10 protein-coding genes and 4 tRNA genes are annotated in these 13,438 nt (G+C 25.4%); all 14 read left to right on the top strand.

The window, feature by feature from the left end:
- The first annotated feature begins 37 nt into the window (after positions 1-37).
- The 14 genes from selA to LPB137_RS05480 all read left to right on the top strand — a co-directional run bounded on the left by selA (position 38) and on the right by LPB137_RS05480 (position 13,437).
- A complete protein-coding gene (gene selA / locus LPB137_RS05545) occupies positions 38-1,384 on the top strand; it encodes an L-seryl-tRNA(Sec) selenium transferase (protein ID WP_076085496.1) in 1,347 nt (448 codons plus the stop codon).
- Complete coding sequence (gene selB, locus LPB137_RS05540; protein WP_076085493.1) at positions 1,384-3,213, top strand: selenocysteine-specific translation elongation factor; 1,830 nt, start codon at positions 1,384-1,386, stop codon at positions 3,211-3,213. Before selA ends, selB begins: the two co-directional genes overlap by 1 nt.
- A 3-nt stretch (positions 3,214-3,216) precedes the next feature.
- A complete protein-coding gene (locus LPB137_RS05535; protein ID WP_076085490.1) occupies positions 3,217-4,842 on the top strand; it encodes a UvrD-helicase domain-containing protein in 1,626 nt (541 codons plus the stop codon).
- A gap of 4 nt (positions 4,843-4,846) precedes the next feature.
- Positions 4,847-5,794, top strand: a complete 948-nt coding sequence (locus LPB137_RS05530) for a hypothetical protein (protein WP_076089228.1) — start codon at positions 4,847-4,849, stop codon at positions 5,792-5,794.
- Positions 5,791-7,950: a hypothetical protein gene (locus LPB137_RS05525; RefSeq protein WP_076085487.1), complete on the top strand. Its 2,160-nt coding sequence runs from the start codon at positions 5,791-5,793 to the stop codon at positions 7,948-7,950. The genes LPB137_RS05530 and LPB137_RS05525 overlap by 4 nt, the downstream gene beginning before the upstream one ends.
- 66 nt (positions 7,951-8,016) lie before the next feature.
- Positions 8,017-8,763, top strand: coding sequence for a hypothetical protein (locus tag LPB137_RS05520; protein WP_076085484.1), 747 nt, complete (start codon positions 8,017-8,019; stop codon positions 8,761-8,763).
- 10 nt (positions 8,764-8,773) lie between these two features.
- Complete coding sequence (locus LPB137_RS05515; RefSeq protein WP_076085481.1) at positions 8,774-9,148, top strand: hypothetical protein; 375 nt, start codon at positions 8,774-8,776, stop codon at positions 9,146-9,148.
- 75 nt (positions 9,149-9,223) lie between these two features.
- Positions 9,224-9,298 (top strand) — tRNA-Gln (locus LPB137_RS05510).
- A gap of 17 nt (positions 9,299-9,315) precedes the next feature.
- Positions 9,316-9,400, top strand: a tRNA-Tyr gene (locus tag LPB137_RS05505).
- A gap of 5 nt (positions 9,401-9,405) precedes the next feature.
- A tRNA-Phe gene (locus LPB137_RS05500) sits at positions 9,406-9,481 on the top strand.
- A gap of 44 nt (positions 9,482-9,525) precedes the next feature.
- Positions 9,526-9,612 (top strand) — tRNA-Leu (locus LPB137_RS05495).
- 145 nt (positions 9,613-9,757) lie between these two features.
- Complete coding sequence (locus tag LPB137_RS05490; protein ID WP_076085478.1) at positions 9,758-10,267, top strand: NADPH-dependent FMN reductase; 510 nt, start codon at positions 9,758-9,760, stop codon at positions 10,265-10,267.
- A gap of 102 nt (positions 10,268-10,369) precedes the next feature.
- Positions 10,370-11,746 carry a PhoH family protein gene (locus tag LPB137_RS05485; RefSeq protein WP_076085475.1) on the top strand — a complete coding sequence of 459 codons (1,377 nt, stop codon included), beginning with the start codon at positions 10,370-10,372 and terminating at the stop codon, positions 11,744-11,746.
- 209 nt (positions 11,747-11,955) lie between these two features.
- Positions 11,956-13,437 (top strand): HD domain-containing protein, encoded by a 1,482-nt coding sequence (locus LPB137_RS05480; RefSeq protein WP_228144695.1) that lies wholly within the window; start codon positions 11,956-11,958, stop codon positions 13,435-13,437.
- Position 13,438 lies beyond the last annotated feature (1 nt).

Below are 13,438 nucleotides of genomic sequence, written 5' to 3'. Positions count from 1 at the left end.
CATTATTTAGTTTTAAAACCATCTGAAAGAGTTAATTATGAGTCTACTAAAAAGTATTCCAAAGGTTGATAAGTTTATCAACAACAAAAAGTTTAACGGGTTTTCAAAATCTCTTATAACAAAGTTATCAAAAGAATTAATAGTTAATTTAAGAGAAGATATCTTAAATAATAAAATTGATGCAATAAATGAAGAAGAGCTTATTCAAAATGTAATAAATAAATATAATTTATTAATATCTCCATCTCTTCAAAGTGTAATAAATGCAACAGGAATTATTGTTCATACAAATTTAGGACGATCACTAATAAATGAAGAGAGTTTTAATAAAGCAATGAAAGTAGCAACTTCATATAACAATTTAGAATATGATTTAGAAAAAGGTAAAAGAGGTGAAAGATACTCTCATATTGTAAAAACACTTCAAGCACTAACAGGTTGTGAAGATGCAATTGTTGTAAACAACAATGCAAGTGCAGTTTTTTTAGTACTAAATACTTTTTGTAAAAATAAAGAAGCAGTTGTTAGTCGTGGTGAGCTTGTAGAAATTGGTGGAAGTTTTAGAGTTCCTGATGTAATGAGTCAAAGTGGTGCTATTTTAAAAGAGATAGGAACTACTAATAAAACACATCCAAAAGACTATAGAAACGCTGTGAATGAAAACACTTCAATGCTTATGAAAGTTCATAAATCAAACTATACAATAGAAGGATTTACTTCAGAAGTTCCTTATGAAGAAGTTGTAGAAATTGCAAAAGAAAAAAATGTAATTGATTACTATGATATGGGAAGTGGACATATGATTGACTTGCCTTTTAATTTAGATCAGGCTGAACCTTCAATTTTAAAAATCATGCAATATAATCCAAGCTTATTAAGTTTCTCAGGTGATAAACTTCTAGGTTCTGTTCAAGCTGGTGTAATTATAGGTAAAAAAGAATTAATTGAAGAAATCAAACAAAATCAACTTTTAAGAATGCTAAGAGTTGATAAAATAACACTTGCACTACTTGAAGATAATTTAACTTCATATTTAGAAAACAGACTTGATGACATACCAACTTTAAAAATGCTAAATACTTCTGTTATTGAATTAGAAAAAAGAGCTAGAAGTTTAAAAGAAGCAATAAATGATATTTGTGAATGTGAAGTTATTCATACGCAAACACTTATAGGTGGAGGAACAACTCCTAATAAAAAAATACCTACAGTTGCTTTAAGTATTTCATATAAAAATTATAAAGCAAATAAAATTGAACAAATGTTTAGAAAAGAGAATCTAATAACAAGAATTGAAAATGAAAAAGTTTTAATTGATTTTAGAAGTATAAAAGAGAATGAAATATATAAAATAGAAGCAATTATAACAAAGGTATTTAAGTAATGGCAAATATAATTATAGGAACAGCAGGACATATTGACCATGGTAAAACTGCTTTAATTAAAGCACTAAATGGTTACGAAGGTGATATTACAAATGAAGAAAAACAAAGAGGAATCACTATTGATTTATCTTTTTCAAATTTAAGTCGTGGACAGCAAAATATTGCTTTTATTGATGTACCTGGTCATGAGAAACTTGTAAAAAATATGATTGCAGGTGCTTTTGGTTTTGATTATGTAATGCTTGTTGTTTCTGCGTACGAAGGAATTATGCCTCAAACTGTTGAGCATATTGAAATTATAAATTTACTTGGAATCAAGAACTTAATTTTAGTTATTACAAAAAGTGATTTAGTAAGTAGTGATGAGCTTGAAAAAACAAAAGAAAAATCATTAGCTTTTTTAAATGAGTTTGATTTTGATATTAAATTTACTCAAGAAGTTTCAATCTTTGAATCTGAATCAATAGAAAAACTAAAAAACAATCTATTCACTATTAAAAACTCAACGAAACAAGAAGAAAACTTCTTTAGATATTATGTTGATAGAGTTTTTTCTCCTAAAGGTATTGGTACAGTTGTAACGGGAACTGTTTTAGGTAAAAAATTAGAATTAAATGAAAAAGTATTTATTTGTGAAGCACAAAAAGAATCAAAAATCAAAAATATTCAAGTACATAATGAAAACGTGCTTGAAGCAAATATCTCAAATAGAGCAGCTTTAAATTTACAAGGTGTAAATAGCTCAAATATCAAAAGAGGTGATTTAATTACAAAAAAAGGTCACGTTCGTGGTTTTGATGAAATTGATATTTCTTTTAAAGCTTTAAAGGGAAAGAAACTTCATCATAATAAATCATATACAATATTTATAGGTGCAAAAAAACTTGAAGCAAAGATTTTACTATTTGATTCAACACAAGAGCTTGAAAGTGGATTTGCAACTATTAAAGCAGATGAAAAGCTTTTTACAATATTTGCAGAAAAACTAATTATTCGACAAGGAAATCAAACTATAAGTGGAGGAAAAGTTTTAAATCCAATTATTGATCCAATGAAAAAAAATCAAAAAAGACAACTTTTAGAACACTTAGAAAACAATAACTTTAAAGATGCATATTATGAACTGCTTCAAGCACATAAAAAAGGCTTAGGAATAATATCTTCAGCTCAAAGATTTGCACTTTCACACTCAGAAGCAATAGAATTTGCTAAAAATTTAGAAAATGTATTTATTGATGAAAAAGAGCTTGTAATTTATCCAATTGAAACAAAAGAGTTAATTGTAGATTCAATTAGAGAAATTTATACAAAAAACAATTATGCCCTACTTTCAAATGCTTCAATAGCACTTCGTTTAAAATGGGCAAGTACTTCTTTTATTCAAGCAGCACTAGATGAACTTGAGAATGAAGGTTTTTTAAGTAAAGATAATAACTTATATAAAAATGCAAACATAATAGAAAATTTTGCTAAAAACCTAGAAGATTCGTTTTTAGCTAGATTAAAAAAAGAAGATATTACACCAACTGCACCATATAATATTTATGATGAATTAGACTTAGATAGAAAATTAGGTGATGATATTTTAAAATCTTTAACTGCTAAAAAACATGTAGTTAGACTTCAACATAATCTTTTTATTCATGCTGAGAGTTTAAATAATATCATTATGAAAATGAAAGAAATCATAAAAGAAGATGGACATATTGATATTGCAAACTTTAAAGCAAAATTTCCAATGAGTAGAAAATATTTAGTTACTTATTTAGACTATCTAGATAATTTTTCAAATATCAAAAAGATAGATAATAAAAGAGTATTTACTTAAATAATGACATTAACTAAAGAGCAGACAAATATAATAAATGCAAAAGAAGAGTCGTTTAAAATAAATGCAGTAGCAGGAAGTGGAAAAACCACAACCTTGCTTGAATATGCAAAGAAAAACTCTCATTTAAGAATTTTATATTTAGCATATAATAAATCCCTGCAAACAAGTCTTCAAAAAAAACTTCATGAATATAAACTAACACATATGAATGTAAGTACTATTCACTCTCTTGCCTATCAAAAAATAAGTGCATATCAATACAATTTAGCACATGATTTAAAGATTCAAGTAATTGAAAAACTTTTAAATGGTTATGAGCAAACTTTTAATCAAAGAACAAACTATTATCCTGTTGCTGAATATGTTGCACTTATAAAAGATTTGGTTAATTTTTATTGTAATTCATCATTAATAGCACTTGATTTAAAACTTTTAGAATCATACAAAAAACAAGGTGATTTAAGTGCAAAGATACTTGAACTTTTAAACAAAGATGAACAAAAGGCTCTAAATCATTTAAAACATATCTTATCCGCTATGAAAAATAAAATCATAGATGCAACTCATGATTTTTACTTAAAAATGTTTTATTTAAATAAAAAAGTAAGTACAAACTTAGGCTATGATTTGATACTTGTAGATGAAGCACAAGATATTTCAGATGTAATGATAGCAATTGTTGAAGCACAAAATTGTAAGCGTATTTATGTAGGTGATTCCTTTCAACAAATATATTCTTTTAGATATGCAATAAACGCTTTAAATAAAATAGAATTGCCAAGTTATGAATTATCAAAAAGTTTTAGGTTTAGTGATTCTTATGCAAAGGTTTTAGAAAAAAACTTAAACACTTTATACGGTATGAATAGTAAAAAATTATTAAAAATCTCAGGTGTTGATACAACTACAAACTTAGGTGAAAAAGCTATTGATTATAAAAAACCTATTTGTGTAATTGCTCGTTCTACTTTTGGGTTAATTCAACAAATTGTGCACTTTATTCAAGATGATAAAAAAATATACTTTGAAGGTGGTTATAATTCATACTCTTTTATGAATCAAACTGTATATTCAATTTTTTATTTAAAAGAAAAGAAAAATGACAAGATTACAATTGATGAAATTAAAGATTTTGAAACTATTCAAGAGCTTGAACAGTTTGCAAAAGATACAAAAAATCAAGACTATTTAAATATTATAAAGTTCATCAACACTTACGGAGATAATATTTTTGAAATCAATAAAAAGATTAAAACAAAAATTACAACAAACAAAAAAGACGCAGATTTAATTTTTACAACAACTCATAAATCAAAAGGTTTAGAGTATGAACAAATTATTATGGCAGATGATTTTATTACAAAAAAAGAGTTATCAAATCCAAAAAGCAAAGTATCATTTTTAAAACTACAAGAAGAGTTAAATATTTATTACGTTGCAGCAACTAGAGTTAAAAGTGCCATTTGGCAAGCATCATTAAATCTTGATTATGTTTACAAAGAAGGTGATGAAAATAATTTTGCAAAATCAAAATACTCTAGTAAAAAAACAAGCTCTAAAAAAATGAAACAAATGCAAGAAGAATGGCTTAAACAAAATAGAGTAAATAAAGTTAATGCTTTTTAAGAATATGAAAAAAAGTATTTTTATATCTTTACTTATTATTGGAACTATACTTATAGCTTTTTTTATTTTTAATGATAAAAATAGAGAGCTTAACTATTCTTTTTATCATTGGAAAAATAGCTACAATCAAACAAATATAAAAGATAAACTTTATATCAAAGTACTTGAAGTTAAATATTCAAATAAAATTGAATTAATAAAAACAAGATTTATAACAAATCCAAACAAAAACTTTGTTCCCGTTGTTTATATAACAAATGAAGCAATGAAAAATCTATCTTTTAAAGACATCTCAAAAAGTATAGTTCAAACACTAAAAAACATTAATGTAAAGTATAAAGAAGTACAAATCGATTGTGATTGGTCTGATTTAACAAAAGTTAATTACTTTAAATTATTAGAAGATTTAAAATCAAAACTTCCTTTAAAAATTAGTGCAACCATTCGATTACATCAAATCAAATATTATAAAAGAACAGGTGTTCCACCAGTTGATTATGGCTTATTAATGTATTATAATATGTCTACAATTACAAAACTAGAAACTAAAAATTCAATTTTAGATAATACTATTGCAAAAAAATATCACTATAACTTTGAGACTTATCCTTTAAAATTAAAACTAGCTCTTCCTTTATATTCTCAAGCTATATGGTTTAGAAAAACTCAAGCTTTAGAAATATTGGAGGGAGTAAATGAAAAAGATTTTTCAACTAACTTTGAGATGATAAAACCTAATATTTATAAGTGTTTAAAAAGTGATTATTTCAAAGGTAGATATATTTACAAAAATGATATATTTAGATTCGAAGATTCAAAAGAAGAAGATATAAAAACTGCATTAAAAGATTTTTTTTCAATTTCTTCAAATAACTTTGATGAAATAATATTCTATACAATAAAATATAAAAACAAATATGATTTAGATAAATTAATAAAGGATTATAAATGATTAAAGTAATTTTAATACTTCTTCTTAGCTTTAATATTAGCTTATTCTCATGTGCATCAGGATGGGACTATAGTGATAAATCCTTTGTATTTTTAAAACAAAGAGAACTTCCTTTTTCTAACCTTGATAAAAATTTAAATAGTCCAAGTGTTTATAATGATATTAATTACAAATATAAAACTACTGCAAAAAAAATCAATCTAAAAGAATGGCAAGCATATTTAAAAAAAGATTTAAAAGAAAATTTAGATCTTGATACAATTGAACAAATTGTTTATAAAGGAAAAGAGCTTTCATTAATTAAGAATTTAAATACAAAAAAATATTTGCAGTTTGTACATAATCAAGAAGAGTACGTAACAAATTATTATTATGGGAAAAAACAGACAAAAGAAAAGAAAAAAGAAGAACTATTAATAAATGAAGCTATAAAAAGAATTAATACAAATATAAACCCTTGGCTAAAACTTAGATACTTTTACTTAAGCATAAGACTTGCTCATTACAAAAAATTAAATCCTTTAAAAATATATAAAGAGTATAAATATCTTTTAAATACAAAGCAAAAAACTATAGTAAAAGATTGGATACAAGGAATATATGCAGGTGCTTTAATCAAAAATAATAATATAGAAAAAGGTGTGTATGAGTTTTCTAAACTTTTTGATAAAAACAAAATAAATTGGCATTTGTCATATTATAATTTTCATCATATAAAAACAGCTAAACAATGGAATAATTTAATAAATATTCCAACAACAGATTTTGAAAAGACAAAACTTATTACTCTTCGTGCTTTAAATAAAAATAGTAATATAATTGAAGAATTAAAAAATATTTATGAAATAGATAAAAACTCTATTTGGTTTGATTTTCTTTTATATAGAGCATTATTAGATTCACAGCACTTCTTTGATAATCAAGATTTTTATGTACGTAATTTTCCAACACAAGATTTTATTAATTATCTTCAAACAATAAAAAAAGATGATATGTATTTAGTTAGTTTAGCACTAGGTTATTTTAACTTGTATACAAATAATTTAAAAAAAGCTAAAAATATAGCAAGCAAACTTTTAACATTAAGAAACAATCATGAAGTTCAAACATTTAACTATCTTGTAAATTTATATCAACTAAAAAGTATAGATACTCAAGTAGAAAATGATATCTATTCACAGATGATACAATTATCAAGCAATACAAATGAATGTACAAAAGCTACAAATGATTATACCTTTGTAATTTTAGAAAAACTATATAAAAAACAAGATAACAAATTAAAAGAATTTCTAAGTGCTAATATAAATTATTTGAATAATAGCTCTTTTTCTTTGCAATCTTTAAATGAATTTAATCAATTTATTAAAACAAAAAGTAAATCAAAAATAGATGAATACCTAAAAGAAAGATACAAAGAACAATCAAAAATAAAAAAAGTAAAGGATAAATATTTATTTGATGAAAGTTTAAAAAGAACTAAGATTAAACTATTGATTAATAATTTACAATTTGAAAAAGCAAGAAAAATAAAAAGTGAATATTTAAATGAAATAATTAAGTTCAACCCTTTTAATGTTTCAATTAGAGGAAATAATCGCTCAGGAAAAACTCAAACATATACAATAAAAGAGTTTTTAGACAAAATAACCCAAATTAAAAAAATCTTAAAAAACAATCCAAATAGTGTAATGGATAATTATCTATATGCAAATGCGATATATAATCTAAGTTATTTTGGTAACTCTAATAAAATTACTACTGAATATAGAAGTGTTTATTCATTTAGAAATAAAAAATTAGAATTGCAAAAAGTTAATAATTCTATAAAATATTATGAAAAAGCATTGAAATATTCAAAAAAAGATGAATTTAAAGCAAAAATTACATATATGTTAGCAAAATCAGAACTTGCACTTTTTGATATAAACTTTTCAGAAAAATCTAAATACCATTATTTTAATACAAAAGAAATAAGCTCTTATGATTTAAAAAGACAGTGGTCATATACAAAAAATAAAGTATATAATAACTATATAAATAATAATTATGGAAAATATTTCGATAAATTAAAAGATGAATATTCAAATACAAAATATTATGAAGAAGTTTTAAAAGAATGTGCAAACTTAAGAGTTTATCAAAAGAGCAAATAATCTTAGTATAAGCTAACTATATACTAAGATTTGTTAATATCCAAATAGAAAGAAACAAGGAATTTTATGCAATATTTTGGAACGATTGAAACTAAATATGAAGAGATTTTCGTAACATCAAGTTACATGTATTTTGGTGCAGAAGATGAAGTAATAACACCAAAAGAGCTAAAAGCAAAGATTAAATCAGCAAAAGAAAAAAAGAAAAATGTAATAGGTACAGTTTATTTATATAACCCTGTAGTAACTCCTGTAGGATACGATTCAAACAACTACCTTTTAGATCAAGATTTTGATAGCTTTGGAGATATGGTTGAGTTAAAAGCTGAAACATATATCACTATTTTTAAACAAGCAATGAGAGAACATTGTGCAGGTAAAATAGTTGAGATTAGAAACTTATTTAATTTAAATGAGCAAAATATTGATGCCTCAACTCTACTAATGAAATTTAATGATGATTTAGAAATTTATAATTCAGCTCAAAACACAGAGTTTGAAAGAGAAATCATGTATTTAGATGCTGCAAATTTGATTCCAAGTGGTAAATTTGTATTTTTTGCATGGGGAGATAAAATTTCTTCTAAAGAGTTCCCTTATATTCAAGAATATGCAAAAGTATTATATGACAATGCAGTTAAACTTGGTAAAAAAGTTGCCTTTGTTTATAAAAGAGAAAAAACCGAACAAGGTTCAATCGAGTTTTTACAGTTCTCAAACCCAGTTCAAAATCATAAAAATAAAAAATTAATAGCAAATGCTATTAAAAAATCATTTGAACAGTTTCCACCAGTTATTACACCATACGAATAAAAGGATAAAAATGAAATCATTAAAAAAAATATTAGCAATATCAGTTTTAAGTGCAATTAGCTTAAATGCTGCAGATTCAAACTCTATTAAACATTTTGGGTTTTCAGCGATTTTTGGACTTGCTAGTGAGACAATACTTCATAAGAATTATCAACAATTTGATGATATTGAGACAATTTCTTATGCAACAGCTATTGGATCACTTCCAGGTTTGGCAAAAGAATTAACAGATGATGAATTTTCAAATGAAGATATGGTATTTAATGTTCTTGGAGCTTTAAGTGGTGCTGTGTTTTCAAATTATTTAAATAATAATACAAGTATTTTTATTGCACATAATAAAGAAGAAAAATCATCACAAGTAAAGCTTGCATATAAATTTTAAGCTTTTTAATTAATTCACTTAAAATTTTAGCTAACTTTAAACAAAAAGCAATTATAATTCTGCCACTTAAACGATTGGGGTATCGCCAAGTGGTAAGGCAACGGCTTTTGGTGCCGTCATTCGAAGGTTCGAATCCTTCTACCCCATCCATTGTTTTAAGTATTTTCGGGAAGGTTGGAGAGTGGTCAAATCCTACGGATTGTAAATCCGTCGCCTACGGCTTCGAAGGTTCGAATCCTTCTCTTCCCACCATTAATGGCGCGATAGCTCAGTCGGTAGAGCAAAGGATTGAAAATCCTTGTGTCGACAGTTCGATTCTGTCTCGAGCCACCATTTTTTTAATATTAATAACACAAATGAATTAACTACCAAATAGTGCGAGTGTGGCGGAATAGGTAGACGCGTTGGACTTAAAATCCAATTCCGGTTTCGGAGTGTCGGTTCGATTCCGACCATTCGCACCACTGTGTTATTAAATTAAAATTCTACACTAATTAAAAAATCAACAAATTTCAATATTATCAAATCAAAAGCTATTTATTAGGTACTAACTCAAGTATTCCTTAGATATAATTACAAAAATTTTATATAAAATATAAGGAATAATATATGTCAAAAATTGGAATATTAGTAGCCAGTTCAAATAACAATCAAAAATTAGCTTTAAAACTTCAAGAATTAGCACTAAAAGAAAACTGCGAAGTAGAACTAATTAACTTAGTAGATTTAAGATTACCATTATATAGCACAATTGAAGAAGAAGAGAATGGAATACCTGAAGCTGTATTAGATTTAGCTACAAAAATATTAGACTTAAAAGCTTTTATCATTGTTGCCCCTGAATATAATGGAGTTATGCCACCAGTTCTTAATAATGCAATGGCATGGACTTCAAGAGCTACAAAAGATTGGAGAGATGCATTTAATGATAAAATCGTTGGATTAGCAACTCACAGTGGCGGTGGTGGAGCTAAAGGTCTTCAAGCTATGAGAATACAGTTCCAGCATCTAGGTGCAAATATTTTAGCAAGAGAGCTTTTAACAACTTATGAAAAACCATTAAATGAAGAAACTGCAATTGGAATGATCCAAGCACTTTCAAGATTATCAAAAGTTTAGGATCACTCCTAAACTTTAATTCCAAAATTAAAACTTTCTCAATTATCTATTTTTTATCCTAAATTGTTATTAGCTTGTAACTTTTAAATGTTACAATTTTTTATGAAAGATAAAATATACGTATTAGATACAAATATCATCTTACAAAACTTGCAAAATCTCTACAAAATTTCACAAAATAAAACTAACCATATTGTAATACCTGAAACAGTTCTACTTGAATTAGAGGATAAGAAAAAACTGTCAAATGAATTAGGATATTACGCAAGAGGCTTTGCAAGACTTTTAGCTTTGATGAAAATAAAAGAAGTCGATTATAAACAAGGATTTAAAGTTGTAAAACTTTTTAATGATGAAATTAATATTGATATAATTTCAAAAGATACTTATGAAACAGTGATTGAACAAGTTCATTTATCTGAAAGCAATGATAAAAGAATAATTGAAACTGCTTGTGTAGCAAGAGATTACTATAAAGGTGCTCAAACTATTTTTCTCTCACTTGATGTTTATGCTAGAACCTTTGCACTGTTTAAAGGTATTAAAACAGAAACTTTACATGATGATAAATCAACACTTCCAAAATTTGGTTTTGTAAAAACTCTTGAACTTGATTCTTCAAAGTTTAATTCTTTGGATAAGAAAAATATTTTAAAAATTGATGAAAGTTATGAAAAAGAAAATTTTTCTTATATCTTTAATAGCCCTGATGGAAATAGTGAATATGCTGTTATTTACAATGAACAAATTGATACATTAAAAGATACAGATTTTAAAGCACTTAGTATAAAACCTGTAAATTTAAAACAAAAACTATTTACAAAAGCTATTATTTCAAATATGTTTGAACTACTTGTAATTGATGCAAAAGCGGGAAGTGGTAAAACTTTGATGTCAATTGTAAGTGCTATGAGATTAATAGACTTAGGTTTTTATGACAAAATAGTATATGTTAGAAACTCTATAGAATCACTTGATAAAGGCGAGGATATCGGATATTTAAGTGGAAATGATGAGAAATTTAGGGTTTATAATATGGCTGTTCAAGATACTTTAGAGTTTATTGCAAAAAAACAACTAAAAAAAAGTGAAAGCAAGGATAATCCAGAATCAATACAAACAAAGATATCTGAGCTTCAAGCCAAGTATTCTATTGAGACTTTATGGCCAGGAGAAGCTAGAGGACGAACTTTAAGTTCATCAATTGTAATTATGGACGAATGGCAAAATTCTAGTGAAAAAACTACACAACTGATACTTTCAAGATTAGATGAATCATGTATGGCAATTGTAATTGGTTCAAATAGACAAATAGATAATTTGTATTTAAATAAATACAATAATGGACTTACTACTTTACTTAAACAAACTAATGTAACTCATCCAGAATTAAAGATGTTTGCAATAGAATTAGATAAAGCAGTTCGTGGTAAATTTGCACAATTTACAGAGCGTATATTTGAAAATAAAAAGCAGTAAATTAAGGATTTAAAATACAAAATAGATTAATAAATGATACGATATATAATCATATTGAATACACAAAATTAGAAGATAAAATTCTTCAAACAAAAATAGTAAATAGATTACAATTTATTACACAAAATGCACTTGCATATTTTTCATATCCATCAATTACTACCAAGAGATTTATCCACTCTCTTGGAACTATGCATTTAGCATCTTTTATGTTTAAAAACTCTCTTTTAAATGCTGATAAACTAACAAGAGATGATTTTTTATCATCATTAAAAAGTGCAATTAAAAAAATCGTAAAAGATGAAAATTTAAATTTAGATTTAAAAACAATGGATTATTTTGATAATAAAGCTTTATATCAATTTAATGTACCTACTAAATCTAAAGCTCACTCAACAGCATATACAGTTATATTACAAACTATTAGAATTGTTGGATTACTTCATGATGTAGGACACCTACCCTTCTCTCATCAAGCTGAAAATGCTTTGAAAAAAGTTTATTCAAGAATTATTCAAAAAGAAGAAAATCAAGAAGTTTTACTTGAAAAAGAGATTGAATTTAAAAACAATTATGAAAAAATTACTAATAATTCAAACGAAGTATTACACGAAGCCATTGGAAAAGAGTTTTTAAGATTATTATTTGAATATGAAGTTAATGATTTATTAAAAAAATCTAATGATAAAAAATATATAAAACTAATTGAAAAACTTTGTTTATATATTTTAGAAGAAAAAACAATTTATGGTTTTGACTTTAAAGTTTTACATAGATTTATTGATAGCACAGTAGATGCTGATAGATTAGATTACGTTAATAGAGATATGCTTGCAAGTGGATATATCACAGGACCAAACGATCATATAAGAATTACAAAACAAGCTATTTTAGTAAAACAAAATGAAAAATTTTACTTAAGCTTTTTTGATATGTCCTTAATTGATATTGAGCATATGCTAGAGATGAGATTTAATCTTTACAAAAAAGTAATCTTTAACCATGGTATTGCAAAAACTGATGCTTTACTAGAAAATGTAATTCAATACCTTGCTATCAAGTATTTTCAAAATCCAAAAATGAATGAAAAGACATCTGACAATATATCAATGCTTTGGAATTTTAATAATAGAAATATAGAAAAAAAGCTAGATACAATTTCAATGTTAGATGAAAACTGGCTTATTTCACTATTTAAAAATGAGTACTTTATAATAAAAGAAAAAGATGAATTAAGTTCTGAAGATAAAAAATACCTTTATTGTTTTGAAGAGGTATTATTTGGAAAAAGAAAATTTAGAAGTCCATGGAAAAATCTAAATGAATTTTATAAAGTTCTTGGATTTTCTACAGTTGAGAGATATAAATTTAGAGAAAGCTTTGGATATATAAAAGGTGAAAAAGCAAAAAAACTAGAACTTGCACTTGATAGTTTTACAAAAAAATGGGAAAAAACTAATGATAAAACATTTTTTTCATATCAAGTAGTCTCTTTTAATATTGGTCTTGAAAAAGAGTTTTCATTTTATGATGGTGGAGAGTTAATTAATATTGATGAAATTTCAACATTAAGAAAAAGGCTTAAACAATCCATGTTAAACACAGTTCCTTTTTATATTTACTCAAATAAAAAAGTTTTAAATGAAGAAATGAAAAAAGAGTTAAAAGATATATTATTCGACATTTTTTAAT

It is taken from the genome of Poseidonibacter parvus (genome assembly GCF_001956695.1).
In the GTDB taxonomy this organism is placed as follows: Bacteria; Campylobacterota; Campylobacteria; order Campylobacterales; family Arcobacteraceae; genus Poseidonibacter; species Poseidonibacter parvus.
Note: the sequence above shows the minus strand (reverse complement) of the source record. Positions and strands in the feature narration are given on the sequence as shown.

Bases quoted from the DNA above. Each gene is read 5' to 3' on its own strand.
- selA (WP_076085496.1), top strand. From the start codon at position 38: ATGAGTCTACTAAAAAGTATTCCAAAGGTTGATAAGTTTATCAACAAC.
- selB (WP_076085493.1), top strand. From the start codon at position 1,384: ATGGCAAATATAATTATAGGAACAGCAGGACATATTGACCATGGTAAA.
- LPB137_RS05535 (WP_076085490.1), top strand. From the start codon at position 3,217: ATGACATTAACTAAAGAGCAGACAAATATAATAAATGCAAAAGAAGAG.
- LPB137_RS05530 (WP_076089228.1), top strand. From the start codon at position 4,847: ATGAAAAAAAGTATTTTTATATCTTTACTTATTATTGGAACTATACTT.
- LPB137_RS05525 (WP_076085487.1), top strand. From the start codon at position 5,791: ATGATTAAAGTAATTTTAATACTTCTTCTTAGCTTTAATATTAGCTTA.
- LPB137_RS05520 (WP_076085484.1), top strand. From the start codon at position 8,017: ATGCAATATTTTGGAACGATTGAAACTAAATATGAAGAGATTTTCGTA.
- LPB137_RS05515 (WP_076085481.1), top strand. From the start codon at position 8,774: ATGAAATCATTAAAAAAAATATTAGCAATATCAGTTTTAAGTGCAATT.
- LPB137_RS05490 (WP_076085478.1), top strand. From the start codon at position 9,758: ATGTCAAAAATTGGAATATTAGTAGCCAGTTCAAATAACAATCAAAAA.
- LPB137_RS05485 (WP_076085475.1), top strand. From the start codon at position 10,370: ATGAAAGATAAAATATACGTATTAGATACAAATATCATCTTACAAAAC.
- LPB137_RS05480 (WP_228144695.1), top strand. From the start codon at position 11,956: ATGTTTAAAAACTCTCTTTTAAATGCTGATAAACTAACAAGAGATGAT.